The organism is Sphingomonas soli NBRC 100801 (assembly GCF_001591025.1).
Taxonomy (GTDB): Bacteria; Pseudomonadota; Alphaproteobacteria; order Sphingomonadales; family Sphingomonadaceae; genus Sphingomonas; species Sphingomonas soli.
Genome location: NZ_BCTZ01000003.1, coordinates 242366 through 268551, shown reverse-complemented (window position 1 = coordinate 268551; position 26186 = coordinate 242366). Strand labels below are relative to the sequence as shown.

Sequence of the window (26186 nt, the reverse complement as noted above, 5' to 3'; positions counted from 1 at the left end):
ATCCCGCGCCGGCCCGGCTATCGGCTCGGGCAATGACACACGACGTTCACATCATCGGCGGCGGGCTCGCCGGCTCCGAGGCTGCCTGGCAACTCGCAAATGCAGGCTACAAGGTTCGCCTCTCCGAAATGCGGGGCGGCGGCGACATGACGCCTGCGCACCAGAGCGACCGGCTGGCAGAGCTCGTCTGCTCCAACAGCTTCCGCTCCGACGATGCCGAGCGCAACGCGGTGGGCCTCCTCCATGCCGAGATGCGCCAGCTCGGCTCGCTGATCTTTGCTCAGGCCGACAAGCATCAGGTGCCTGCGGGATCGGCACTGGCGGTGGACCGCGACGGGTTTGCCGATGGCGTCACGGCGGCATTGACGGGGCATCCGAACATCGAGATCGTCCGCGAACGGATTGATACCCTGCCCTCGGAAGGACTTGCCATCGTGGCCACCGGGCCGCTGACGGCGCCCGGCCTTGCCGAAGATATCGGCGCGGCGACGGGCAAGGAGAGCCTGGCCTTTTTCGACGCCATTGCGCCGATCGTGCACTTCGAAAGCATCAACTTCGACACGGCCTGGTACCAGTCGCGGTGGGACAAGGTGGGGCCCGGCGGCACGGGCAAGGATTATATCAACTGCCCGCTCGACAAGGAGCAATACCTGACCTTCGTCCAGGGGCTGCTCGATGGGGAGAAGACCGAGTTCCGCGAGTGGGAGAATGTGCCCTATTTCGAAGGGTGCATGCCCATCGAAGTGATGGCCGAGCGCGGCATCGATACCCCGCGCTTCGGGCCGATGAAGGGCGTGGGGCTCGACGATCCGCGCACCGGGCGCTGGCCCTATGCCGCCGTACAGCTTCGGCAAGACAATGCCGACGGCACGCTGTGGAACATGGTCGGCTTCCAGACCAAGCTCAAATATGCCGAGCAAGTCCGCCTGTTCCGCACCGTCCCCGGGCTGGAGAATGCCGAGTTCGCGCGGCTCGGCGGGCTGCACCGCAACACCTTCATCAAGTCGCCCGAGCTGCTCGATCCGACGCTGCGGCTGAAGGCGCGGCCGAACATCCGCTTCGCCGGGCAGATCACCGGTTGCGAAGGCTATGTCGAAAGCGCGTCGATCGGGATGCTGGCGGGGCGCTTTGCAGCGGCGGAACTGGGCGGCAAGGCGATCACGCCACCACCGCGCGAAACGGCGCTGGGCGCGTTGCTGGCGCACATCACCGGCGAGGCGGAAGTGGAGACCTACCAGCCGATGAACGTCAATTTCGGGCTGTTCCCGCCAATCCCGGGCAAGAGCAAGAAGGCGGACCGCAAGCTGCTCTACACGGCCCGGGCGCGCGACGCGTTCGCGGCATGGCTCGCGGCCTAAGGTTACACTAAGGTGACACCAAGAACGCCGCTAGCGTCCGCGAAGGTTGCGGCGGCGGAGCGGCTGCGGCTGACGATTTCAAAGAGCAATCGGCAATGCCGACCGGCTGAGCCAAGCAGGCGAAATCCTACATTGCAAGGGTAAAGGTGGAGCGGACGAAGGAGGGGTCGCGCAGCACCTGCGGGGATCAAGGAAGAAGCGGGGCCCCGGCTCAAGGCCGGGGCGACGTAGGTTTTTACCTTGGGGTCCGGGTTATTCCTCAGCATCCTCCCCAGCAGCGGCAGCCGGTTTCGGGCAGGCGCATTTGGGTTTGGCGGGCTTGCGCTTGGGGGCAGTGGTGAGGAACTCGGCGCGAGTGAGGGTCCCGGACTTGTCCTTGTCTGCCCCGGTGAACCGGGCCGTCGTCTTTGCGGCCCATTCATCGAAGCCGAGCTTGCCATCGCCATTGATATCGAGCTTGGCGAACGCCTTTCGCCGGGAGGCGAGATATTCGTCGCGGGTGATCGCGTCGTTGCGGTCCTTGTCATAGCGATCGAAGCGCTTCTGCTCGCGGGTCTTGGCCGAGGCGGAGGGTGCCTCATCCGGCAGGGCCTCTTCCTCTGAGGCAACGGCGGCGGCGGGTGGCGGCGGGACCAAAGGCTGCTGCGCGGCGGTTCCGCGAAAGAGGAACATGCCCGCCACAGCCAGCAGCAACGCTCCGCCCGCACCAACGAAATACCGCCACATAGGCCCGTCCCCCGCCGTCTTGACGTCAGGCTAGACCGGCAAGGCAGCTATCGTCCAGTCAGACGGTGCCAGAGCAGGCGGCCCACCCGCGCGGGCGCGCCGATCGGTGGCGCGCTCCCCGCTGGCAAGGCAAGGTCCATCCGCGCCAGATGCGCCATCGCGCCCAAGGCGCGCGCCGGGCGGCTCCAGCGCGCTGAGGTTGCCATGGCGAGCAAGGGCGCAGCCTGGGCGCGGGCTTCGGCGGCCTCGGCCGGAGCGCTGAGATTGCCCGCGAGATCGGCGAGCGCCCAGCCCCGGCCCGCCTGGGCCAGCGGATCGTCAACCGACCCCAACGCCTTGCCCGCCGCGTGGAAGAGATGCCCCCGCCCCTCGCCAAAGCGACGCAGGGCATCGGCATCGAGATGCTCTTCCTCCACCAGCACTTCCCAGCCATGGACGACGGGCACTAGCGAGGCCCCGGTCACGCCGAGCGGCAGCACTTCGGCCGCAACCGCGCGCAACACCGGCTCGGCAGGCGCAGGCGCGGTATCGAGCCGCTCCAGCGATTCCCGCCACCAGGCCAGCCGCATCTGCCCGAGCGCAGGCTCGCTGGTGGTGCGCAGCAGCTTGGCCAGAGCATCGTCCAGCGCAAGCAGCGACGCCAAGGCTTCGCGCCCCCTGTCGGCATAGCTGAGCGCAAGCGCACGTTCGGGGTTATCAACCTCCACAATTACCTCGGGTTAAGCCTGCGAATTGACCTGAAATTAACGTAACGTGCCGCATATCCCTGCCGGATCGGGGAAGAATTTTCTGCATGGCTGCATTCGGAAATCGAAATGGGGCGGGTTTTCGCGGCTTCCTGACGCGGCTCGCGCGCGACCAGCGCGGCAACACGCTGGCGATGATCGCGGTGGCGCTCATCCCGTTGCTCGGTATTGTCGGCTCGGCGGTGGACACCGCCCGTCTCTACGTGGTCAAGGTGCGTTTGCAACAGGCCTGTGACGCGGGCGTTCTGGCCGGCCGGAAGTTCATGGTCACCAGCGCATCGAGCACGCTCGACAGCAATGCTGCGACCCAGGCGCAGAATTTCTTCCGGAATAATTTCAAGACGGGCATGTTTGCATCGTCTGCGGTGACGTTCACCCCCAGCAAGACCGCCGACAATCAAGTCGCAGGCGCGGCCAGCGCGACCGTGCCGATGACGCTGACTTCGATGATGGGCTTTGGCGACAACACGGTTTCGGTGGTGTGCGAAGCGCGCTTCGACGTAGCCGACCTCGATGTGATGTTCGTGCTCGATACGACCGGTTCGATGGCCTATGCCGCCAGCGATACCAATATGAGCGGCCAATCGGTCTACTCCTATACTCGCAGCGACGGCACGACGGGCTATTACACTGCCGAAAAGAGCAACGCCCGGATCAAGGCGCTGCGCACCTCCGTGCTGAACTTCTATGACACGCTGGCGGCCTCGGCGGACTCTACCACCAAGATCCGCTACGGCTTCGTGCCCTATACTTCGACCGTCAATGTCGGGAAGATCATTCCGAGCTCGTTCCTGAACACGGACACGCATACCTATTCATCGCGGGTGCCGTTCGAGCGGAATTACGGCTCTTCGTCGTCCACCACCTACACCAACACCTCACAGAACACCTGCAACGGCTATGCGTCGCGCTCGCCGTCGACCGGCTACGATTACAACAACCGGGTTACCTACAAGACGGTGAGCTGGACTTCGTCCAACGGGGGCCGCTGTGTCGTAACCACGCAAAGCATGGAGCTGATGTACCGCTTTGGCCCGCTGTCGGTGGATATCTCGCAGTTCGTGCTGGGAGGCTGGGTCAACAATCCCAGCACCTGGGACAGCAGCACCAGCAAATGGCAGGGCTGCATCGAGGAGCGCGATACGACGGCTGATTCTTCATTCAGCCAGACCTCGCTGCCCGCGGATCTCGATCCCGATCTGATGCCGACCGACACGGCAAGCCGGTGGCGTCCGATGTGGCCCGACATCATCTATGAGCGGAACAACAATCTGGGCACCGTCGAAGTCACCGCCTCGACCGCGAGCGGCAGCTCCTATGAATCGATCGCGTCCAAGATGTCGTCTGGCTATGTGAGCTGCGGCAAGGAAGCCAAGCGTCTGGGCGTGATGAGCCGCAACGACGTTAGCAATTATCTGAACGATCCCGACTTCCGGCCGATGGGCGGCACCTATCACGATACCGGATTCATCTGGGGCACCCGATTCCTGGCACCCGACGGCCCGTTTGCGAGCGACACGGCGGCATGGCCCGGCCGCAAGACCCCGATCCGCCACCTGGTCTTCATGACCGACGGCGAGATGTCGCCGAACCTCGATATCTATGGGATGTATGGATATGAGCGCTATGACCGGCGCGTAACGGGCACCAACACCTCGACCCAGACCGCACGCCACAACGCACGCTTCCTTGCCGAGTGCGAGGCCGCGAAGAACCGCAACATCACCGTATGGGTGATTGCATTCGGATCCGGGCTGACGAGCGAACTGCAGCAATGCGCATCCAGCTCCGGAAACGCGTTCACCGCTTCGAGCGACGCGCAGCTCAACACCGCCTTCCAGACGATCGCCTCGCGCGTCGCGATGCTGCGGGTGTCCAAGTGATGCGGGCTCGTTTCCCCAATAGGTTGTTGCGCGACCGGCGTGGCGTGGCCGCCACGGAATTCGCGATCCTGGCGCCCGTTTTGGTCATGATGCTGCTAGGGCTGATGGACCTGTCGTACCAGGCATATGCCCGCGCCGTGCTGGAAGGCGCGATCCAGAAGGCGGGTCGCGATTCGGGCATCGAGGGCGCGACGACGGCGACCATCGACGCCAAGGTGGAAGCAGCCGTCAAGCAGGTCGCCAACCGCGCCACCGTGACGTTCGATCGAAGAAGCTATTCCACGTTCGGCAACATCAGACCCGAGCGCTTCACCGACACAAACGGCAACGGCATTCGCGACGCCACGGAATGCTATGACGACGTCAACGCCAACATGCGGTGGGATGCGGATCCGGGCAGAGAGGGCCAGGGCGGCGCGAACGATGTGACGCTATATACCGTGACTGCGACCTATCCGCGGATATTCCCGCTGGGCAAGCTGCTCGGCTGGTCCTCCACCGAGACGGTGTCGGCCAAGACCCTGCTCAAGAACCAGCCCTTCGCCACCCAGTCGATCCCCACGGTCGTGGTGCGATGCTCATGATGAAGCGCTTCCTGCGCCGCCTGCGCGGTGACCGTTCGGGAACGGCATTGCTCGAGTTCGCGCTCGGGCTGCCGCTGTTCCTGACCGCTGGCCTATGGGGCGTCGAGCTGACCAACCTAGCCATCGTCAACCAGCGGCTGAGCCAGCTTGCGCTGGAGCTGGCCGACAACGCCTCACGCGTGGGCCTCTATACCGGCCAGGCGACCGTGCAGCTGCGCGAGGCCGATATCAACGACGTGCTGCAGGCGACGCGATTGCACGGGCAGAGCATCGACCTGACCGAGAATGGCCGCGTGATCCTGTCGAGCCTGGAGAATATCGGCGGGACGCAGCGCATCCACTGGCAGCGCTGCATGGGGAGGAAGAACGGCAGCGGCTATGATTCGAGCTATGGCACCACCACGGTGACCGCCGGCACGACCGCCGACGCTTCCAATGCGGGTACGCTGGCCCCCAACGGCATGGGCGATGCCGGGGCGCAGGTGAACGCGCCGGCCGGGGCCGGGGTGATGTTCGTCGAGGTGAATTATCTCTATACGCCGCTGGTGGGCAATGGCTGGTTCGGGTCGCCCCAGCGGCTGCATTACATCGCGTCGTTCATCGTTCGCGACAATCGCGACTATGCGCAGATCTATAACCCGGCACCTGCGGCGACGCGATCGACCTGCAACCTCTACAACAGCTGAACAAGCAAAGGGCGGCCCGTTTCCGGACCGCCCCCCCTTTCATCATGCACCGGGGCCGAGGCGTCAGGCGATCTTCTTGACCGTGGCGACGACCTTTGCAGCGTCGATCAAGGCAAGCTTTTCGAGGTTCGCGGCGTAGGGCAGTGGCACATCCTCGTTGGTGACGCGCAGAACCGGGGCATCGAGATCGTCGAAGCCCTGCTCCATCACGACCGCGGTGATCTCGCTCGCGATCGAGCAGGTCGGCCAGCCTTCCTCGACCACGACGAGGCGGTTGGTCTTCTTGAGGCTTTCCAGCACCGTCGCTGTATCGAGCGGGCGCAGGGTGCGCAGATCGATGACCTCGCAATCGATCCCCTCACCCGCCAGCGTCTCGGCGGCTTCCAGGCTGACGCCCACGCCGATCGAATAGCTGACCAGCGTCACGTCCTTGCCCGCACGCACGATGCGCGCCTTGCCGATCGGCAGGACGTGATCGTCGAGCCTGGGCACATCGAAGCTGCGGCCATAGAGAAGCTCGTTCTCGAGGAAGACGACGGGGTCTTCGCTGCGGATCGCGGCCTTTAGCAGGCCCTTGGCGTCGGCGGCGTCATAGGGCGCGATCACGATCAGGCCGGGGACGCTGGCATACCAGGGGGCGTAATTCTGCGAGTGCTGCGCGCCGACGCGCGAGGCCGCGCCATTGGGGCCACGGAACACGATCGGGCAGCGCATCTGGCCGCCGGACATGTAATTGGTCTTGGCGGCCGAATTGATGATGTGGTCGATCGCCTGCATGGCGAAGTTGAACGTCATGAACTCAACGATCGGGCGCAAACCGCCCATCGCCGCGCCCGTGCCGATGCCGGCAAAGCCATATTCGGTGATCGGGGTGTCGATCACGCGCTTGGGGCCGAACTCGTCGAGCAGGCCCTGCGTGACCTTGTACGCGCCCTGATACTCGGCGACTTCCTCACCCATTACGAAGATGCGGTCGTCGGCGCGCATTTCCTCGGCCATGGCGTCCCGCAAAGCCTCGCGGACGGTGGTCTTCACCATCTCGGTGCCTTCGGGGATCGCCGGATCGGAGACGGTCGAGGCCTTGCTGCTGGCGAGCTGCTGGGTGCCGCTTTCCGCCTTCTTGGGCGCAGGTGCTTCGGATTCCCCGGCCTTCTGCTCCTGGGCAGGCGCTTCGGCGGCTGGCGCGGGTGCGGGCGAGGACGCATCTTCCCCTTCCCCGGCGACCATCGCGATAACGGTGCCGACCTTCACATTGTCGGTGCCCTCGGCAACCAGGATCGAGGCGATGGTGCCTTCATCCACCGCTTCGAATTCCATCGTCGCCTTGTCGGTCTCGATTTCCGCCAGGATATCGCCCGACTTCACGAAGTCGCCTTCCTTGACGAGCCACTTGGCGAGCGTGCCCTCTTCCATCGTGGGCGACAGCGCCGGCATCTTCAGTTCGATCGCCATCTCAGTACGACTCCACCAGCACGTCGGTATACAATTCAGCGGGATCCGGTTCGGGCGTGGACTCAGCAAAGTCCGCGCTCTCGTTGACGATCTTGCGGATCTCCTGCTCCAGCGGCTTGAGATCGTCTTCCTTGACGCCCATCGCCTCGAGCTCGCGCTTCACCGCCTCGATCGGATCGGACTTGTCGCGAACCGCCTGGACTTCCTCGCGGCTGCGATACTTGGCGGGATCGGACATCGAGTGGCCGCGATAGCGATAGGTCTTCATCTCGAGGATGATCGGCCCCTTGCCCGCGCGCACCCATGCGAGCGCTTCCTCGGCCGCGCCACGGCAGGCGAGCACGTCCATGCCGTCCACCTGGATGCCCGGGATGCGGAAGCTCTCGCCGCGCTTGTAGAGCTGATCCTCGGACGACGCACGGTTGACGCTGGTGCCCATGGCATACTGGTTGTTCTCGATCACATAGATGATCGGCAGCTTCCACAGCTCGGCCATGTTGAAGCTCTCATAGACCTGGCCCTGGTTCGCGGCGCCGTCGCCGAAATAGGCCATCGCTACGCCGCCATCCTCGCGATACTTGTGCGCGAAGGCGAGACCGGTGCCGAGCGACACCTGCGCGCCGACGATGCCGTGGCCGCCGTAGAACTTCTTCTCGGTCGAGAACATGTGCATCGAGCCGCCCTTGCCGCGGCTGATGCCGGCCCCGCGCCCGGTAAGCTCGGCCATGATCACCTTGGGATCGATGCCATAGGCAAGCATGTGGCCGTGATCGCGATAGCCGGTGATCACCGAATCCTTGTCACCGTCGAGACCCGACTGGAGACCCACGGCCACGGCTTCCTGGCCGATATAAAGGTGGCAGAAGCCGCCGATGAAGCCGAGGCCATAGAGCTGGCCGGCCTTCTCCTCGAAGCGGCGGATGAGCAACATCTGCTTGTAGAATTCGAGCAGCTCTTCCTTGGAGGCCTTGTACCGCTCCGGCTCGCTGGGGCGCTCGCGATTGCTCTTGGCAGGTTCGGTCGTTGCTTTCTTCGCTGGCGCTTTTGCCACGATGCGGAAATCCTATCCCGGGGAGGTCAGAGCCGGGCCTATAGGCTTTTTGTTGCGCCCGACGCAACGTCAACGCGGGTGCTTCTTCGCTTATGACCGATCGCGCGCGCCTGTGTTCGCCACGCCAAAGCGGGCGCATCACCACGCGTGTGGTGCGCCCGCCGCACGGTGACAAATGCGGATCGGGCTAACCCGTTACCGCACGCAACGGACCGGTCCTGACCAGCATCGACGCTTCGGCGCCGAGGCAAATCTCGGTCACGGTGCCATCCGGCCTTGTCCGCTTCCAGCAGATATGGATCTTGATGTTCGGCCACTTGCCGATGCCCTGCGGCACGCGAACGGTGCCCGTGCCACCGGCACGATTGTAAAGCGCGGTCATCGTCTTGACGTCGCCGTTGAGCAGCGCCTTCGCGAACTGCTCCTGGTTTGCCACATTGCCGAGTGCGCTTTCGGCGCGCTTGGTCTCCTCGGGTGTCGCCGACTGCGCCGGGCCAGGCCGTCCGGCGCTGGCCTGGGCGAGGCGAGGCGAGGCGCTCCCTGCCCCTGCGGTCGCCGCGTCCTGAAGCAGCGGCACGCTCAGGATCGCCGTTGCCAGCGCGATTTTCGTCATGATTTTCAAGATCGTTCTCCCCAGATCTGCCACCGATTTATTCGATGGGCGTCCGGGCGAGTCGAGATGGCTCATCTAGTCCGTTCGGACCGGGTATCAGGCGAGGCGCGTCAGCAGCTGCACCGCCTCGGCCTGGCTCGCGACACCGCATTTTCGGAAGATGCCCTGCAGGTGATTGCGGGCGGTGTTGAGCGCCATTCCCACCGCCTCCGCCGCCGGGCCGAGTCCGGCATGACGAACCAGCTCGATGGCCAGATCGGATTCGCGTTCCGTCAGTCCGAACGTCGCGCGGAGAGCCCGTCGCGAGGGCAGCCGCACCGCCGCCAGATCATGGATATGGATCACGCAGGCGATGCTATGCAGCGCAAGGAAGCGCTCGCTGGCGGGCGCAGGCAGCACGCGCACGACATAAGGAAGCCGCATGGACGGGCGCGTGATCAATATCTGGCCGCCGGGACGCCGGGGCCCGCCCGCCCGCTTGCCGAGAATATCCGCGATCATGCCGCGCAGACGCCGCGTCTCCGGACCCCGGCGCGTGACCAGCCCATCGGCGGTAAATCCCAGCCCGTCACCAGCCCCCAGGATTGCCCGCGCCACATCGTTGACGAAAACCGGACGGCCGATGCGATCGAGCAATATGACTCCGTCCGCACGCGCAGCCAGCGCCTCGATCAACGCATCCTGGGTAGCGGCGTTACGCTCGATCAGCTCGCCAAACGCACATGCCTGCTCGATGTGCGGCGCGAGCCGGCGAAACGACCGAATCACTTCCTCGCTTGCATGGCCTTCCGCCTCGGTGCTGAGCATCGATACCGTGCCCGTCCCCGCAGCGGGCAGCCGCAACTGCGCACCCAACTGATAGAAGACACCGATTTCACTGGTCGTGCGCTGGACGCGATCATCACGCGCCATCGCTGCGACATCATAGAGGCAGTGATCGAAATACAGCTTGCCCGGCGGCGTAGCGAGAAAGAAGGGCACGCGCGGGTCTTCCAGGAAGATTTCCGATGCGTAATAGCTGTTCGCATAATCGCTCGGCCGGCCATGAACCTCGGCGCGGAAGGATGCGCCCGCCGGATCGGCTACGACCATCACAGCAGCGCTCATCCGAAAAGCCTGCGCAATCAGCTCAAGTGCGTTCGACCATTGGCGATCGCCAGCGGCAGCGGCGTAAAGACACGCCACGATTGCATCGTGCTGCTCGCTCTCGATCATGCAGCCGCCCCCTGCGGAAGCGCGCAAACTACCTTAATCCTTCACGATCGTGAAGGATTAATCATCGCCGGAGTGGAGGCTATTTCTTGAGCGGGATCACAACTTCGTCGGGGCGGACGACGTTGAGCTTCTTGCGCGCCATTTCCTCGACCAGGTCAGGATCTGCGCCGCGTTTCGGATCGAGCAGGCCAACGCGGTTGCGGATCTCCGCACGCTGCTTTTCCAACTCGGCAAGCTTTGCCTGCTCCTGCTGCAGCTCGCCCTTGAACTCGCGGGCCGCAACCACGCCCGTTGGGCCGAGCACCGCATTATAGCCGAAAAAGCCGATCGCAATGAGCGCGATTGCGGGCACGCCAGCGCGGCGGAGCAAGGACTGGATCGGAGAGGCGGTACGCGACATAGGGTGATTCTTGCTTAACCTTGTCCGTTAGGCAAGGGCGTAGTTGCCCGTAAGCCGTCACCCCAGCGAAAGCCGGGGTCTCTGGCCTGGATTCCTTGCCGCGCGAGATCCCAGCATTCGCTGGGATGACGGGTTATTTCAACACGCTCCGCCCGGCATAGACTGCGGCGTCGCCCAGCTCTTCCTCGATGCGGATGAGCTGGTTGTACTTGGCGAGCCGGTCCGAGCGGGCAAGGCTGCCCGTCTTGATCTGCCCGCAATTGGTGGCCACGGCGAGATCGGCGATCGTCGCATCCTCGGTCTCGCCCGAACGGTGCGACATTACGGCGGTGTAGGACGAACGCTGGGCGAGGCTGACGGCCTCCAGCGTTTCGGTGAGCGTGCCGATCTGGTTGACCTTCACCAGCAGCGAATTGGCGAAGCCGCCATCGATGCCGCGCGCGAGGCGCTTCGGGTTGGTGACGAACAGATCATCGCCGACAAGCTGGACCTTGCCGCCAAGCTTTTCGGTGAGCGCCTTCCAGCCTTCCCAATCGTCTTCGGCCATGCCGTCCTCGATCGAGAAGATCGGATATTTGGCGCACAGGCCCGCGAGGAAATCGACATTCTCGGCAGAGGAGAAGGTCTTGCCCTCACCCACCATCTTGTACGCGCCGTCGCGATAATATTCGGTCGCGGCGCAATCGAGCGCCAGCATCACGTCGTCGCCGGGCTTGTAGCCAGCGGCCTCGATGCTGCTCATGATGAAATCGAGCGCGTCGGTGGTCGAGCTGAGGTTCGGCGCGAAGCCGCCTTCGTCGCCCACGCCGGTGGCCAGCCCCTTTTCGTGCAGCTTCTTCTTGAGCGTGTGGAAAATCTCCGAGCCGGCGCGCACCGCCTCGACGATATTCTCCGCACCGACGGGCACGATCATGAATTCCTGGAAATCGATCGGATTATCGGCATGCTCGCCGCCATTGATGATGTTCATCATCGGCACCGGCAGCACATGGGCGTTGACGCCGCCGACATAGCGATACAGCGGCAGGCCGCGTGCATCGGCAGCAGCCTTGGCGGCGGCGAGGCTGACGCCCAGGATGGCGTTGGCGCCCAGCCGGCCCTTATTCTCGGTGCCGTCGAGTTCGATCATCGCGCGATCGAGATCGGCCTGATCCTCCGCGTCGAGGCCCAGCACTTCCTCGGCAATCTCGGAATTCACGGCCTGGACAGCGGCTTCCACGCCCTTGCCCAGCCAGCGGTTCTTGTCGCCATCGCGCTTCTCGACCGCTTCGTGCGCGCCCGTCGAAGCGCCCGAAGGCACGGCGGCCCGCCCGAAGCTGCCATCTTCGAGCATCACATCAACCTCTACCGTGGGGTTGCCCCGGCTATCCAGAATCTGGCGGGCGTGGATGTCGATGATTGCGGTCACGTAACGGTCTCCCTACTTTGTACCGTGAAGGCTTGCGCGGGCCTCTAACGGCTAAGAATGGAACTCGCAAACGAGGCCGTTGTTGTTTCGCACGAGACAAGGAGGATTTTTCGGCATGGTTGACGAAACGAAGAACGAAGCGACGGTGAACGACACGCTGACCGAAGATCCGGGTGCTACCGAAACGGCTGCCAAGCCCAGCCCCGCCGACCAGATCCGCGAATCCGCCAGCAAGCTGGGGAGCGAAGCTGCAGAGCGCGCGCGCGCCTTTGCCGGCGAGGGCAAGGAACGCGCGACCGGCGCGCTCGACGAGGTCGCCAAGATGTTTGAAGGCGCAGCGAGCGATGTCGATGCGCGGCTGGGCGAGCAATATGGCCAATATGCCCGATCGGCGGCGCAGGGCATCTCCAACTTCTCGGAAAGCCTGCGCGGCAAGGAAGTCGATGACCTGATCGCCGACGCTACCGCTTTCGTGAAGAAGAGCCCGGTGATCGCGGTGGGCGCAGCGGCGGCGGTCGGCTTCGTCCTCGCGCGGCTGATCAAGTCGGGCGTCGATGCGGCATCCGATGCCGGCGATCCCGCCCCCAAGGAATAAGGAGCGTCGAGGGGGGTGAGCGAACCACAGCCTGAAGAGGGTATTGGCGATCTGCTGAGCCGGCTGGCCGAAGACGGCAAGGGCTATGCCCAGGCCGAGATCGACTATTACCGGACGCTGGCGCGCGCCAAGCTGCGCGACGCACGCGCGATGCTGTGGATGGGTGCCGCCGCGATGGCGCTGGCGCTGGCCGCGTCGGTGGCGCTGGTCGTCGGGCTGGTGCTCACCCTCGCCCCCCGCGTCGGCCCCGGCTGGGCGACGCTGATCGTGGTCACGGGGATCAGCCTGGTGTCGGCCGTCATGGCCCGGCTCGCCTGGGTGCAGGTGAAGCGCATCCTGGGCGAGAAGCCGTGAGCGGCAACCCGCATGACGTGACCGCCGCGCAGGCGCGCGTCGCGATGGCGCGGCAGCAATTGTTCGGCACGCTGGCCGAGGTGCAGGACCGGCTGAAGCCGTCGCATCTGGCGCAGGATGCCGTGGAGAGCGCCGCTCAGGGCGTTGCCAGCATCGCCCGCAAGGGCGCGGAAGCGGTGCGCAGCCGCCCGATCGCCGCTGCCGGCTTTGCCGGCGTGGTCGGGCTGTTCATGGCGCGCGGCTGGATCGGCGATATTGTGCGCGGGCGGAATGAAACCCCCGACGCCGACAAGGGTTTGAAGGAAAAGGCCGCGAGGCCGGCGAAGAAAGGATCCCCCAAATGACCACCAATGCTTCCACCAAGCCCGCAGACGACAGCGTCAACCCGATCGCATTGGTGGCCGGCGGCGTTGCGCTGGGCGTGGTGATCGGCATGCTGCTGCCGCGGCTGGACAAGGAACGCGAACTACTCGATCCGGTGGGCCAGAAGCTCGCCAACCGCGCCACCGCCGCGCTGGACGCAGCGAAGGAAACCGGGCGCGCGGAAATCGAAGGGCTGCTCCCCGATCGCGACGCGACGCGGGACAAGATCGGCGCGTTGTTCGGCAACGTGATCGATGCCGCCAAGGGGGCCGCCGCCGAAAAGGCGTGACAGGAGATTATCGGGGTTGAGCGTGATGCTGCAGGCGCTAAGGGCTGCGGCTAACACTCTTCCCCAGGAGGCTCATTTGAGCAAGCTGCACCTCGTCTTCGGCGGCCGCGTGTCCGATCCGCAGACGCTTGATTTCAAGGACCCCGCCAATCTCGACGTGGTTGGCATCTATCCCGATTATGCGACGGCAGTGAATGCATGGCGCAGCGCTGCGCAGCGCACGGTGGACGATGCCGAAATGCGCTATGTGGTAGTGCACCTGCACCGGCTGCTCGATCCCGACGCCGAACCGGCCAGCTAAGGCCGTTTTTCAGGCGGGCGGCACCGGCCCGCTTAGGTCGCTTCAGGCCTTGCGCCAGCGCCAGGCCAGCAGCGGCTTTGCGAGCAGGATGCCCGCGACAAGCCCGCCGAGCGGATCGACCATGCTGACCGACACCTCGAAGCTGCGCGCTGCGAGGCTGAACACGAGCTGGATCACGAGCCAGAACAACGCGATCACGCCGATCTGGAGCGGACGGCTGAGACGCTGGGGGACCGGAAGGCCCCTCGGCACGCCGTACAGCATCATATAGGCGCCCACGATCGCAAAGAGCGACGGCGACAGTCCTGCGCTGGGCAATGGCGAGCTGGGGGTGAGGAACAGCCGCGCCGCCGCCCCGGCATAAGCGCCCGCGACGAACAGCACGCCCAGCCCCACCGGCCCGAGCGACTTTTCGACATAGCGCCCCGAGATAAGCAGCAAGACGCCGGTGAACAGCGCCGAGATGATGTCATAGGGCAGGAATGCGGACGCCAGCGGCGAAAGCCAGGAGCGCACCGGCGCGAACTGCCACCCGCCGGCCAGGAACTCCGCCGGCATGAATCCGAACGCCATCGAAGCGCGGCCCAGCCCGACGGCGAGCGCCGCGAAGATCGCCGCGAACGCCGCCAGGGCAATCAACGCATCGGTAAATCGGCCCCGGGGAAGGTGCATGCCCTCAGATGAACTCGATCTTGGAGACCAGATAATAGCGATCGCCAGCCGGCACCGAGACCTCGACCTCTTCGTCCACCTTGCGACCGATCAGCGCGCGGCCGATCGGCGAATTGTACGAGATGCGGCCGCGGCTGGCATCGGCCTCCGTCTCGCCGACGATCTGATACTTGAGCGGCTTGTCATCCTCGTCGAGGAGGGTGACGGTGGCGCCGAAGACGACCTTGTCGCCGGTCAGCTCGCGCGGATCGATGATCTGCGCACGGCTGAGCTTGCCCTCGATATCGGCGATCGTGGCTTCGTTCTGGCCCTGCTGCTCCTTGGCGGCATGATATTCGGCGTTTTCCGAAAGATCGCCATGCGCGCGGGCTTCCTCGATCGCGTCGACGATCAGCGGGCGCTCCGCTTTCAGGCGCTTCAGCTCGGCGGTGAGCTTCTCATAGCCCTCCTGAAGCATCGGCATCTTGTCCACGGTCGCCATACACCTCGTCCTTCAAATACCTTCGTCCCAAGCGTCCCGCAGCGGAAACGCCCGCACACTGCCATCGATGGGGGGATCAATTGTGCGATTGCGAATAATAGGGGTGCGCGGGACAGAGCGCAAGGTTCGCGATCCCCGGCCGGATGGCGAGCGACGGAGGAGGGGCTGGCCGCAAACGCATCGCTCGCGGCGGCACCCCCTCCATCACCGCTTCGCGGCGGTCCCCTCCCCGTTCCGGGGCGGATCAGTAATCCTGCAGCGGCTTCACCGTCAGGCTGTGCTCCGACAACGCCTTGATCGCCCGTGCGGCCGCCACGCTGGCCTGGGCGGTGGTGAAGTAGGGAATTTTAAGCCCGAGGGCGGAGCGGCGGATATCGGAGGAATCCTTGAGGCTTTGCCACCCTTCGGTGGTGTTGAAGATGATCGCGACATCGCCATCGACGATGCGATCGACGATGTGCGGACGACCCTGCGCCACCTTGTTGACGTCGCGCACCTCAAGACCGTTCTCGCGCAGATAGGCGGCGGTTCCGGTGGTCGCGATGATCGAGAAGCCCATCTCGGCCATCAGCTTCACCCCCGGCAGGATCACCGGCTTGTCGCTGTCCTTGACGCTGACGAACAGGCAGCCGCCCTTGGGCAGGACCGTCCCCGCCCCCAATTGCGCCTTGGCGAACGCCGTCGCGAAATCCTGATCGATCCCCATCACTTCGCCGGTGCTCTTCATTTCGGGTGAGAGCACCGGATCGACGCCGGGAAACTTGTTGAACGGGAAGACGGCTTCCTTCACCGCGATGTGATCGATGTTGCGATCGATCTTCGGCAGATCGGCAAGCTTCTCGCCCGCCATCACACGCGCCGCGATCTTGGCCACGGGCGCACCGATCGCCTTGGCGACGAAGGGTACGGTGCGGCTCGCGCGCGGATTGACCTCGATCAGATAGACAAGGCCGTCCTTCACCGCGAACTGGATGTTCATCAGGCCTACGACCTTGAGCGCATGCGCCAGCGCCACGGTCTGGCGCTCGATCTCTGCGATGATGTCGTCCGGCAGGCTGTAGGGCGGGATCGAGCAGGCGCTGTCGCCCGAATGGACGCCGGCTTCCTCGATATGCTGGAGCACGCCGGCCACCACCACATCGGTGCCGTCGCAGATCGCGTCGACATCGACTTCCACGGCATCGCGCAGATACTGATCGATCAGCACCGGGCTGTCGCCCGACACCTGCACCGCAGTCTGAATATAATCGTCGAGCTGCTGGAGCGTATCGACGATCTCCATGGCGCGACCGCCCAGCACATAGCTGGGGCGCATCAGCACCGGGAAGCCGATGCGCTCCGCGGCGGCGACGGCTTCGTCGCGGCTGCGCGCCAGACCGTTGGCCGGCTGGCGGAGACCAAGCTTGCCGACCAGATCGGCGAACCGCTCACGATCCTCCGCCAGATCGATCGCGTCGGGCGAGGTGCCGAGGATCGGGATTCCCGCATCCTCCAGCGCCTTGGCGAGGTTGAGCGGAGTCTGACCGCCGAACTGGACGATGACGCCGGCGAGCGTGCCGTTCGACTGCTCGACATGCAGGATTTCCAGCACGTCCTCTGCGGTAAGCGGCTCGAAATATAGGCGATCGGACGTGTCATAATCGGTGCTCACCGTCTCCGGATTGCAATTGACCATGATCGTCTCATAGCCAGCATCGCCCAGCGCGAAGCAGGCATGACAGCAGCAATAATCGAACTCGATCCCCTGCCCGATCCGGTTCGGACCGCCGCCAAGGATCACGACCTTCTTGGCGGACGTGGGATTGGACTCGTTCTCGGGCTCGCCGAAGCTGGGCGCCTCATAGGTCGAGTACATATAGGGCGTCTTCGCGTCGAACTCTGCCGCGCAGGTGTCGATCCGCTTGAACACCGGGCGAACGCCAAGCTTGTGGCGGAGCGCGCGCACATCGGCCTCGGTCACACCGCCGGTCATCGCCTTGACGACTTCGCCGATCAGGCCGGAGCTTTTGGCCATCTGGTCGGCGCCTTCGCGCAGATTGGCGGACTTGAGCGCGAGATAGGCGAGCCGCTTGTCGCTGAAGCCCATCGATTTGAGCTTGCGCATGCCCGCCGCATCCTGCGGCAGGCCGTTCTGGCACACCTGCTCCTCGGCGTCGATGATCTCCTTGATCCGCTCAAGGAACCACGGATCATAGGATGCCAGCGCCTGCACTTCGGCGATGGTGAAGCCTTCGCGGAGTGCCTGTGCGGCGATCAGCAGGCGATCGGGGGTGCGCTGGGCCAGTTCGGCCTCGATCTGATCGCGCGGCGCACCGGCGAGGCGATCGACATTGTTGAAGCCGCTGAGGCCGGTTTCGAGACCGCGCAGCGCCTTCTGCATCGATTCATGGATGTTGCGGCCGATTGCCATGACTTCGCCGACCGACTTCATCGCGGTGCCAAGCGAGACTTCGGCACCCTTGAACTTTTCAAAGGCAAAGCGCGGGATCTTGGTGACGACATAATCGATCGTCGGCTCAAAGCTTGCGGGCGTCGCGCCGGTAATGTCGTTGGTGATCTCGTCGAGCGTATAGCCCACCGCCAGCTTGGCCGCGACCTTGGCGATCGGGAAGCCGGTGGCCTTCGACGCCAGCGCCGACGAACGCGACACGCGCGGGTTCATCTCGATGACGATCAGGCGACCGTCCTTCGGATTGACGGCGAACTGCACGTTCGAACCACCGGTTTCGACGCCGATTTCCCGGAGTACCGCGATCGATGCATTGCGCATGATCTGATATTCCTTGTCGGTCAGCGTCAGCGCGGGCGCCACGGTGATCGAATCGCCGGTGTGGGTGCCCATGGCATCCACATTCTCGATCGAGCAGATGATGATGGCATTGTCGTTGCGATCCCGCACGACCTCCATCTCATATTCCTTCCAGCCGAGCAGCGACTCTTCGATCAGCACTTCGGTGGTTGGCGACAGATCGAGCCCGTTGCGCACGATCGCCAGAAATTCCTCGCGATTATAGGCGATGCCGCCGCCCGAGCCGCCCATAGTGAAGCTGGGCCGGATGATCGCGGGCAGGCCGACCTTTGCCAGCCCCTCCAGCGCCTCCGCTTCGGTATGCGCGATCGCCGAACGGGCGCTTTCGAGGCCGATCTTGTCCATCGCCTCGCGGAACTTCAGCCGGTCCTCGGCTTTGTCGATCGCTTCGGCGTCCGCGCCGATCATGATGCAGCCGAACTTCTCCAGCGTGCCATCCTGTGCCAGCGCCAGCGCCGTGTTCAGCGCGGTCTGCCCGCCCATCGTCGGCAGAACCGCATCGGGGCGCTCCTTCTCGATGATCTTCGCGACGATCTCTGGGGTGATCGGCTCGACATAGGTGGCGTCGGCCAGCTCGGGATCGGTCATGATCGTCGCCGGGTTCGAATTGACCAGGACGATGCGATAGCCCTCTTCCTTGAGCGCCTTGATCGCCTGCGTGCCCGAATAATCGAACTCGCACGCCTGACCGATAATGATCGGCCCCGCGCCAATGACGAGGATGGAGGAGATGTCAGTGCGTTTGGGCATTAGGGACCTGGCTTCAAGAGAGCGATGGCTGAGATGACAAGCGCAGCCAGGGCGATCCAATCGCTTCGTGGCACCGCCTTAGTGCGTTCCCAGAGGGTCGGAATCCGCTCTGCATCTTGGAGTGTTTCGGCTTCAGATATCCCAGCATCCGTTATCCGAAGAAGCAGAGCGCCGGGTCGGGCACTATCATTGACGCGAGCCGCTAATCCAAGCGCGACGAGCCGCCGACCCGCAGGGTTAGCATCCTGCGATTGCAGTTCCAGCAAATCGGTCGGCTTAATCGGATTAGCCTTAAAGTGCCTCCCGCTCTTTAGAGCGACGAGCAACGCTTTCTCTGTGGGAGAGAGAGTCACCGCAGCATCCCCACGAACCGCTCGAACAGATACAGGCTGTCCTGCGGGCCCGGGCTCGCTTCCGGGTGATACTGCACCGCGAAGGCCGGCCGGTCGATCAGTTCGAAGCCGGCGTTCGAGCCGTCGAACAGCGACACATGCGTCTCGCGGGCGTTCGCCGGCAGCGTTTCGCCCAGCACCGCGAAGCCGTGATTCATGCTGGTAATCTCGACCGCGCCGTCGCTGAGGCGCTTGACCGGATGGTTGGCGCCGCGATGGCCCTGGAACATCTTGCTGGTCTTCGCGCCCACCGCCAGCGCCATCAATTGGTGGCCCAGGCAGATGCCGAACACCGGCTTGCCGCTCTCCAGCATCTGGCGGATCACCGGCACGGCATATTCTGCCGTCGCGGCGGGATCGCCGGGGCCGTTGGAGAGGAAGAAGCCATCGGGGTCGAAGCTTATCGCCTGCTCGAAGGTCGCGTTGGCGGGAAGCACGGTGACCCTGGCACCGGCATCGACGAGATTGCGGAAGATGTTCTTCTTCGAGCCGTAATCGATGGCGACGACATGGGGGCGTGTGTCGTCATCCTGACGAAAGTCAGGATCTTGTGCGGCGGGGGTCGCGGTGGGGGCTTGAGATCCCAGCTTTCGCTGGGATGACGGGTCGGTCGTGGCTTGAGATCCCAGCTTTTGCTGGGATGACGGCGCGCCCGTGGCTTGAGATCCCAGCTTTCGCTGGGATGACGGAGTGCTGGGGGCCTGAGATCCCGGGGCGCGCTGGGGTGACGTGGGGGCGTAGCCGTGGCCGAGGCGCCAGACGCCGCCTTCCCAGCCGAAATGGGTTTCGGTGGTGACGGTGATGGCGAGGTCCATGCCCTCCAGCCCCGGCCATTCGCGGGCCATCTGGAGGAGCAGCGGAATATCGAACTCCCCCGAGGGCGAATGCGCGATCACGCCGTTGGGAGCGCCGCCGAGACGGATGCGGCGGGTGAGCGCGCGGGTGTCCACGCCGGACAGGCCGATGCGGGCATGCTTCTTCATCCAGGCATCGAGATGCTCGGTGGAGCGGAAATTGCTCGGCTCGGTCACGTCCTCACGCACGATCATGCCCAGAGCGTGGGGCTCGTCGGCCTCGATATCGTCGGCATTGGCGCCGACATTGCCGATATGCGGGAAGGTGAAGTTGATGATCTGACCGGCGAAGCTCGGGTCGGTCATGATCTCCTGATATCCGGTCATCGCGGTGTGGAAGCACACTTCGCCCACCGCCTGGCCCTCGGCACCGAAGCCGCGGCCCCACACCACATCTCCCGACGCGAGCACCAATACGCCGGTGGCTCCTTCAGGCACGGACATGGGTTTGGCTTCGGCCATTGGGGGGTGGCGCTCCATTGAATGTTGGCGATGTCGCTAAGGGGTGGCGGCTAGACCCCCTCCCCCCTCGCGTCAACCGCCTGACGCGTATAGAGGGGCACAAACATCCATGCACGAGATAGAGAAATGATCCGAGACGATATCAAGGCCGCCCAGATCGAAGCGATGAAGGCCGGTGACAAAGCCGCGCGCGGCGCGATCAGCCTGATCCAGGCGGCGATCAAGAACCGCGATATCGAGGCGCGCGCCGGCAAGGCGCCGGAAAGCGACGACGCGCTGGTGGTCGAGGTGCTGCAGAAGATGGTGAAGCAGCGCCGCGAATCGATCGAAATGTACACCAAGGGCGGCCGCCAGGAGCTGGCCGATGCCGAGGCGGCGGAAGTCGCGGTGATCGAGCGCTTCCTGCCGAAGCAGATGACCGCCGAGGAGACCGCGGCGGCGGTGGAGGCGATCAAGGCCGAGCTGGGCGCAAGCGGCATGAAGGACATGGGCCGCGTGATGGCCGAGCTGAAGGCGCGCCACGCGACGGAACTCGACATGAGCAAGGCGAGCGCCGCGGTGAAAGCGGCGCTGAGCTAAGGGTCGGTCAGGCGGCGGTCGCTGCGGAAACGTAGCGGCCGCGCCCGAGCGCCTTTGCCTGATAGAGCGCGGCATCGGCGGCGCGCAGCACGGCTTCGGCCGGTTCGCGATTGTCGAGCATCGCGCCGCCCACGCTTGCGCCGACACGGATCGTGACGCCGGGCGAAACCGTGCTGGGCTGGGCGATCTGCGCGATCATCGCGAGCACGCGGGCCTCGACCTCACGCGGGTTCATGTCGTCTAGGATCACGGCAAATTCGTCGCCGCCCAGCCGGAACACCCGGTCGCAACTGCGCACGGCGGCGCGGATCCGGTGCGCCACGTCGACCAGTAGCGCGTCGCCCGCTTCATGGCCGTGCCGGTCATTGACCTGCTTGAACTCGTCCAGATCGAGATAGAGCAAGGTCGCGCCGAGGCGCCCCTCCATCGACTCGCGGAAATACTCTTCAAAGGCGAGGCGGTTTTCCACGCCGGTAAGCGCATCTGTGCGCGCGAGGCGGTGAAGCTCGAGTCGCGTGACCGACGCCTGGCGAATCACCTCGAAATTCTGGCGGACCATCAGGAACAGGCTGGCGCACCAGGGGACAAGGCACACCCAGAGCAGCGAGAGCGCGCCGTTCGAGAAGAAATAGCCCGAGATCGCCGGCGGCACGACGACGCACAGGATGATGGCCCGGGCGTTTCGTGGAGTCGGCGCGTTGCGGAAAGTGGCCACGCCGATCGAGCCTGCACCGACGCCCACCGCAAGCGTAGCCAGCTCCGCTCCGCCCATGGCGATCGACAGCGCGATACCGGTGCCGAGCAGGAGAGCCCAGGCGATCGAAAGCAGCATCAGCCGCCCGACCGCCTTGGCGCGCGCGGCTGCTTCGCGCGGTCTCGCGCTGGCGATCTGCCACTTCGCGCCGCCCAGCCCGAGTTCGGCAAGGACGAACCACATCGGCCAGCTGGCGTGCACCGTGAAGAGAGCTACCACCCAGATGACGAGCGAGCAGGCGCTGCCGGCGATCAGCCCCGCGCGCCACCACAGCAGCACCGAGAACATTTCGTCGTGTAATAGAGGTTCGGTTTGGGGTACGCCGCCGGCCAGCGAGGCAAGGAGACGGTCAAACCGGCCCGAGTCGCCCCGGCGTCGTCCCTTGTGTGGCTCCATCATCATTGTCCGCAAGGCCGCCGAAACACTGGCGACCACCTGCTCAATGGCTGACATGGCCACAACAAATCGTTACGTTCAGAATCTATGTCCCTCACCCCCGCCTTTCTCGACGAACTTCGGGCCCGGACGCTGCTTTCCGGGCTGATTGCGCGCACGGTGAAGCTCCAGCGGGCGGGGCGGGAATTCCGCGCCTGCTGCCCGTTTCACAACGAGAAGACCCCCAGCTTCTACGTCAACGACGACAAGGGCTTTTATCACTGCTTCGGCTGCTCGGCGCATGGCGATGCGATCCGCTGGATGACCGATCAGCGCGGGCTGCCGTTTATCGACGCGGTAAAGGAGCTGGCCCAGGCGGCAGGCATGGAAATGCCCGAGCAGGACCGGCGATCGGCGGAGAAGGCCCAGCGCGCCAAGGGCTTGCACGAGGCGATGGAGGATGCCGCGCGCTGGTTCTCCGAACGGCTGCACGGCATCGAGGGCGCGGAAGCGCGCGCGCTGCTGAAGAAACGCGGCGTGAGCGATGAGGTGGCGCGGGCGTTCGGCATGGGCTTCGCCCCCGATTCGCGCGGGAAGCTGAAAGAGGCGCTCAAGGGCTATGGCGATCCGATGCTGGTCGAGGCCGGGCTGCTGATCGGCGTGGAGAACAAAGAGCCGTATGACCGCTTCCGCGGACGGCTGATGATCCCGATCCGCGATGTGCGCGGGCGGACCATCGCCTTTGGCGGGCGCATCATCGGGGATGGCGAACCCAAATATCTGAACTCGCCCGAGACGCCGCTCTTCGACAAGGGGCGCACGCTCTACAATCTCGACCGGGCCCAGGCAGCCGCGCGCAAGACAGGGCGAATCATCGCGGTCGAAGGCTATATGGACGTGATCGCGCTGGCACAGGCGGGGTTCCACGAAGTCGTAGCTCCTCTCGGCACGGCAATGACAGAGCATCAGCTAGAACGGCTTTGGCGCGCCTCCGATACGGCGATCCTGTGCTTTGACGGAGATTCTGCGGGCCAGCGAGCGGCCATTCGCGCGTCAGTCAAAGCGCTTGCATCGATTGAGCCCGGCCGCCGCCTTTCGATTGTTGGGCTGCCCGAGGGGCTTGATCCAGATGAACTGATCTACGACCGCGGACCCCACGAATTTGACAATTTGCTTCGATCCGCTCAGCCGTTGGCCGATTTCCTCTGGTCTCAAGAGGTAGGTGCTGAACCTCTTGACACCCCTGAGGCACGCGCCGGGCTCCGTAAGCGCTTACGTGAGTTAGTGCAGTCTATTGTCCATCGCGATACGCGCGAAGAGTACTCAGCCGAATTTCGTCGTCGTCTAGACGCGCTCTTTGCGCTGCCTTCCCGGGAAGTGCGGCGTCCGCGCAGCGGCAAGTTCCACCCCAATTGGTCAAATGCAGAAGCCCCGCCATCTACCGTCGCACGGAGGCTTAAGGCGAGCGGTTTGAATCCCGTTTTGATGAGGGAGCTTTGTGGCGCGTTGATTTTATATCCTACTGCGATTTCATCCAATATTGAGCGGCTCACAGAACTGATAGACCATTCTCGAGAGGGGCAGATTCTCGAGGCGCTGTTGGATGGGGCCCTGAGCTACCCCAGGCTTGATAAACCCACCGTGGAGACCATATTGGCAACCGCTGGTCTGAAAGCAGCTGCGGAAAAGTTAGTCAGAGCTGATGGAATGGCATACGCTTATATCCGCAGGCATCGGGATCACCAAGGGGCCGGCAATGATATCCGTGAGGCGATATCTGCCCTTGCAGCGCAACCAGCTCTCAATAGGGCAATCGAAGAGGCGACTGCGATTTTGAAGGAGCGTCCATCGGACGACGCCTTTGCGCGACAGGTGGCGCTGGTACGACAGCGTCAGGAGCTCGAAACGCACCTTGGAAATCTCAAGGTTGCGGACGACGAGAATTTGGACGAATAGGGCGGCCTAGTAAAATAGCCGCCATCTGATTTTTGAGGATTTTGATGGCCAAGGCGAATATCGACGTCACCGAGACCGGCGAGGCTGGTGACGCGCCCCTGATCGACCTCAACGAAGGTACGTTGAAGAAGCTCGTCGCGCGCGCCAAGAAGCGCGGCTACATCACCGTCGACCAACTCAACGAGATGCTCCCGCAGGATCAGATGACCTCGGAGCAGATCGAGGACGTTATGTCCGCGCTCAATGACATGGGGATCAATGTCGTCGAGAATGAGGAATCGGGCGAAGACGGCGAATCCGACGAGGACAAGGCCGACGAGTCCGATGAGGCCGAGGCCTCCGACGACAATTCCGGGTTCGAGCCGGTCAAGAAGAAGGAAACCGTCGATCGCACCGACGATCCGGTGCGCATGTACCTGCGCGAGATGGGCGCGGTGGAGCTTTTGTCGCGCGAAGGCGAAATCGCCATCGCCAAGCGCATCGAGGCCGGTCGCGACACTATGATCCTGGGCCTGTGCGAAAGCCCGATCACCTTCAACGCCATCATCGGCTGGTCGAACGCCCTGAACGAAGGCACGATGCAGCTCCGCGAAATCCTTGATCTCGACGCGATGCTTTCCAAAGGTCCCTCGGCCGAACAGGTCGAAGGCGCCGAGGACGATAATGGCGAGATCAGCGAAGCCACCGCCGGCGCTTCCTTCAAGGAAGAAGAGGAAGTCGAGGAAGTCCAGGAAGAAGAGGACGAGGATTCGATGACCGAGCGCCGCGCCCCGCGGCCTTCGGACGATGAGGACGAGGACAATACGCTGTCGCTCGCCCAGATGGAGGAAACGCTCAAGCCGCAGGCGCTGGAGAAGTTCGCCAACATCACGTCGATCTACAAGAAATTCTCGAAGATGCAGGAGCAGCGTCTCAGCGCCATGGCGGCTGGCGGCGAGCTCGCTGCGGCCGACGAGCGCAAATACCAGAAGCTGCGCGAGGACCTCACCGCCGAGGTGGAGAGCGTCCAGTTCCACAACGCGAAGATCGAGTACCTGGTCGATCAGCTTTACAGCTTCAACCGCCGCCTGACCGCTCTGGGCGGCCAGATGCTGCGCCTTGCCGAGCGCCATAAGGTCAATCGCAAGGATTTCCTGGATCGCTATGTCGATCATGAGCTGGACGAGAGCTTCATCGCGACCGTTCAGAAGCTCGACAAGAAATGGGCCGCGTTCGCGGAGAATGAAGGCGCCGCAGTCGATCGCATCCGCATCGAGATCAGCGAGATCAGCCAGGCGACCGGCATGGCGCTCAGCGAATTCCGCCGCATCGTGAACATGGTGCAGAAGGGCGAGCGCGAAGCGCGTATCGCCAAGAAGGAGATGGTCGAGGCGAACCTGCGCCTCGTGATCTCGATCGCGAAGAAATACACCAATCGCGGCCTGCAGTTCCTGGACCTTATCCAGGAGGGCAATATCGGCCTGATGAAGGCGGTCGATAAGTTCGAATATCGCCGCGGCTACAAGTTCTCGACCTATGCGACCTGGTGGATCCGGCAGGCGATCACCCGCTCGATCGCAGATCAGGCGCGCACCATTCGTATTCCGGTGCACATGATCGAGACGATCAACAAGCTGGTGCGCACGAGCCGCCAGTTCCTCCACGAGCAGGGCCGCGAACCCACGCCGGAGGAGATGGCGGAGCGCCTGAGCATGCCGCTCGAAAAGGTGCGCAAGGTGATGAAGATCGCCAAGGAGCCGATCAGCCTCGAAACGCCGATCGGCGACGAGGAAGACAGCCATCTGGGCGATTTCATCGAGGACAAGAACGCAGTGATCCCGGTGGATGCCGCGATCCAGGCGAACCTGAAGGAAACGGTCACCCGCGTCCTTGCCTCACTCACCCCGCGCGAAGAGCGCGTGCTGCGCATGCGCTTCGGCATCGGGATGAACACCGATCACACGCTGGAAGAAGTCGGCCAGCAATTCTCGGTTACCCGCGAACGCATCCGCCAGATCGAGGCGAAGGCGCTCAGGAAGCTCAAGCATCCTTCGCGTTCGCGCAAGATGCGGTCGTTCCTGGATCAGTAAGCGCGGCGC

The 26186-nt window shown here is 64.1% G+C and carries 25 protein-coding genes; 12 read left to right on the top strand and 13 right to left on the bottom strand.

Annotation, left to right across the window (positions count from 1 at the left end):
* Positions 1-32 precede the first annotated feature (32 nt).
* Positions 33-1358, top strand: coding sequence for a methylenetetrahydrofolate--tRNA-(uracil(54)-C(5))-methyltransferase (FADH(2)-oxidizing) TrmFO (gene trmFO, locus SSO01S_RS03015; protein ID WP_066794927.1), 1326 nt, complete (start codon positions 33-35; stop codon positions 1356-1358).
* A 252-nt stretch (positions 1359-1610) separates the two neighbouring features.
* On the opposite strand, the gene SSO01S_RS03010 is transcribed toward trmFO, so the two are convergent.
* On the bottom strand, positions 1611-2084 hold the full coding sequence (locus tag SSO01S_RS03010) for an EF-hand domain-containing protein (RefSeq protein WP_066794924.1): 474 nt from the start codon (positions 2082-2084) through the stop codon (positions 1611-1613).
* 47 nt (positions 2085-2131) lie between these two features.
* Positions 2132-2791 (bottom strand): isoprenoid biosynthesis enzyme family protein, encoded by a 660-nt coding sequence (locus SSO01S_RS03005; protein ID WP_245646559.1) that lies wholly within the window; start codon positions 2789-2791, stop codon positions 2132-2134.
* A gap of 86 nt (positions 2792-2877) precedes the next feature.
* Here SSO01S_RS03005 and SSO01S_RS03000 point away from each other — a divergent pair, with 86 nt between their 5' ends.
* Genes SSO01S_RS03000 through SSO01S_RS02990 form a run of 3 tightly spaced genes read left to right on the top strand, consistent with a single transcriptional unit; the run spans position 2878 to position 5983 of the window.
* Positions 2878-4713, top strand: a complete 1836-nt coding sequence (locus SSO01S_RS03000; protein ID WP_066794921.1) for a TadE/TadG family type IV pilus assembly protein — start codon at positions 2878-2880, stop codon at positions 4711-4713.
* A 44-nt stretch (positions 4714-4757) separates the two neighbouring features.
* Positions 4758-5297 (top strand): TadE family protein, encoded by a 540-nt coding sequence (locus tag SSO01S_RS02995; RefSeq protein WP_245646558.1) that lies wholly within the window; start codon positions 4758-4760, stop codon positions 5295-5297.
* Positions 5288-5983, top strand: a complete 696-nt coding sequence (locus SSO01S_RS02990; protein ID WP_066794917.1) for a TadE/TadG family type IV pilus assembly protein — start codon at positions 5288-5290, stop codon at positions 5981-5983. The genes SSO01S_RS02995 and SSO01S_RS02990 overlap by 10 nt, the downstream gene beginning before the upstream one ends.
* A gap of 63 nt (positions 5984-6046) precedes the next feature.
* Here the strand turns inward: SSO01S_RS02990 and SSO01S_RS02985 are convergent, their stop codons facing one another.
* From SSO01S_RS02985 to eno, 6 genes are all read right to left on the bottom strand, one after another.
* Positions 6047-7435, bottom strand: a complete 1389-nt coding sequence (locus SSO01S_RS02985) for a pyruvate dehydrogenase complex E1 component subunit beta (protein WP_066794914.1) — start codon at positions 7433-7435, stop codon at positions 6047-6049.
* Between the two features lies 1 nt (position 7436).
* Positions 7437-8486, bottom strand: a complete 1050-nt coding sequence (pdhA, locus tag SSO01S_RS02980) for a pyruvate dehydrogenase (acetyl-transferring) E1 component subunit alpha (protein ID WP_066794911.1) — start codon at positions 8484-8486, stop codon at positions 7437-7439.
* A 187-nt stretch (positions 8487-8673) separates the two neighbouring features.
* On the bottom strand, positions 8674-9108 hold the full coding sequence (locus SSO01S_RS02975) for a hypothetical protein (RefSeq protein WP_066794909.1): 435 nt from the start codon (positions 9106-9108) through the stop codon (positions 8674-8676).
* A gap of 87 nt (positions 9109-9195) precedes the next feature.
* Positions 9196-10314 carry a helix-turn-helix transcriptional regulator gene (locus tag SSO01S_RS02970; RefSeq protein ID WP_066794901.1) on the bottom strand — a complete coding sequence of 373 codons (1119 nt, stop codon included), beginning with the start codon at positions 10312-10314 and terminating at the stop codon, positions 9196-9198.
* A 79-nt stretch (positions 10315-10393) separates the two neighbouring features.
* Positions 10394-10714, bottom strand: a complete 321-nt coding sequence (locus tag SSO01S_RS02965; protein ID WP_066794900.1) for an FtsB family cell division protein — start codon at positions 10712-10714, stop codon at positions 10394-10396.
* Positions 10715-10847: 133 nt separating this feature from the next.
* Positions 10848-12122, bottom strand: coding sequence for a phosphopyruvate hydratase (eno, locus tag SSO01S_RS02960; protein WP_066794898.1), 1275 nt, complete (start codon positions 12120-12122; stop codon positions 10848-10850).
* Between the two features lie 115 nt (positions 12123-12237).
* Here eno and SSO01S_RS02955 point away from each other — a divergent pair, with 115 nt between their 5' ends.
* From SSO01S_RS02955 to SSO01S_RS02935, 5 genes are all read left to right on the top strand, one after another.
* The gene (locus SSO01S_RS02955; protein WP_066794897.1) at positions 12238-12717 is read left to right on the top strand and encodes a hypothetical protein; all 480 of its coding nucleotides are present in this window, start codon (positions 12238-12240) and stop codon (positions 12715-12717) included.
* A gap of 15 nt (positions 12718-12732) precedes the next feature.
* Positions 12733-13071 (top strand): phage holin family protein, encoded by a 339-nt coding sequence (locus SSO01S_RS02950; protein WP_066794894.1) that lies wholly within the window; start codon positions 12733-12735, stop codon positions 13069-13071.
* Complete coding sequence (locus SSO01S_RS02945; protein WP_174520747.1) at positions 13068-13415, top strand: DUF3618 domain-containing protein; 348 nt, start codon at positions 13068-13070, stop codon at positions 13413-13415. Before SSO01S_RS02950 ends, SSO01S_RS02945 begins: the two co-directional genes overlap by 4 nt.
* Positions 13412-13723, top strand: a complete 312-nt coding sequence (locus tag SSO01S_RS02940; RefSeq protein ID WP_066794892.1) for a hypothetical protein — start codon at positions 13412-13414, stop codon at positions 13721-13723. The genes SSO01S_RS02945 and SSO01S_RS02940 overlap by 4 nt, the downstream gene beginning before the upstream one ends.
* 76 nt (positions 13724-13799) lie before the next feature.
* Positions 13800-14024, top strand: a complete 225-nt coding sequence (locus tag SSO01S_RS02935; RefSeq protein ID WP_066794890.1) for a DUF4170 domain-containing protein — start codon at positions 13800-13802, stop codon at positions 14022-14024.
* 42 nt (positions 14025-14066) lie between these two features.
* On the opposite strand, the gene SSO01S_RS02930 is transcribed toward SSO01S_RS02935, so the two are convergent.
* The 4 genes from SSO01S_RS02930 to SSO01S_RS02915 all read right to left on the bottom strand — a co-directional run bounded on the left by SSO01S_RS02930 (position 14067) and on the right by SSO01S_RS02915 (position 20444).
* A complete protein-coding gene (locus SSO01S_RS02930; RefSeq protein ID WP_083942804.1) occupies positions 14067-14696 on the bottom strand; it encodes a rhomboid family intramembrane serine protease in 630 nt (209 codons plus the stop codon).
* A 4-nt stretch (positions 14697-14700) separates the two neighbouring features.
* Positions 14701-15177: a transcription elongation factor GreA gene (greA, locus tag SSO01S_RS02925; RefSeq protein ID WP_066794883.1), complete on the bottom strand. Its 477-nt coding sequence runs from the start codon at positions 15175-15177 to the stop codon at positions 14701-14703.
* A gap of 244 nt (positions 15178-15421) precedes the next feature.
* The gene (gene carB / locus SSO01S_RS02920; protein ID WP_066794880.1) at positions 15422-18736 is read right to left on the bottom strand and encodes a carbamoyl-phosphate synthase large subunit; all 3315 of its coding nucleotides are present in this window, start codon (positions 18734-18736) and stop codon (positions 15422-15424) included.
* Between the two features lie 349 nt (positions 18737-19085).
* On the bottom strand, positions 19086-20444 hold the full coding sequence (locus tag SSO01S_RS02915) for a carbamoyl phosphate synthase small subunit (protein ID WP_066794871.1): 1359 nt from the start codon (positions 20442-20444) through the stop codon (positions 19086-19088).
* A 126-nt stretch (positions 20445-20570) separates the two neighbouring features.
* Here SSO01S_RS02915 and SSO01S_RS02910 point away from each other — a divergent pair, with 126 nt between their 5' ends.
* Complete coding sequence (locus tag SSO01S_RS02910) at positions 20571-21023, top strand: GatB/YqeY domain-containing protein (RefSeq protein WP_066794868.1); 453 nt, start codon at positions 20571-20573, stop codon at positions 21021-21023.
* A gap of 7 nt (positions 21024-21030) precedes the next feature.
* Here the strand turns inward: SSO01S_RS02910 and SSO01S_RS02905 are convergent, their stop codons facing one another.
* A complete protein-coding gene (locus tag SSO01S_RS02905) occupies positions 21031-22065 on the bottom strand; it encodes a GGDEF domain-containing protein (RefSeq protein ID WP_066794865.1) in 1035 nt (344 codons plus the stop codon).
* Between the two features lie 195 nt (positions 22066-22260).
* On the opposite strand from SSO01S_RS02905, the gene dnaG reads away from it, so the two are divergent.
* Positions 22261-24108, top strand: coding sequence for a DNA primase (gene dnaG / locus SSO01S_RS02900; RefSeq protein WP_066794863.1), 1848 nt, complete (start codon positions 22261-22263; stop codon positions 24106-24108).
* A 44-nt stretch (positions 24109-24152) separates the two neighbouring features.
* Positions 24153-26177 (top strand): RNA polymerase sigma factor RpoD, encoded by a 2025-nt coding sequence (rpoD, locus tag SSO01S_RS02895; RefSeq protein WP_066794859.1) that lies wholly within the window; start codon positions 24153-24155, stop codon positions 26175-26177.
* The last annotated feature ends 9 nt before the right edge of the window (positions 26178-26186 follow it).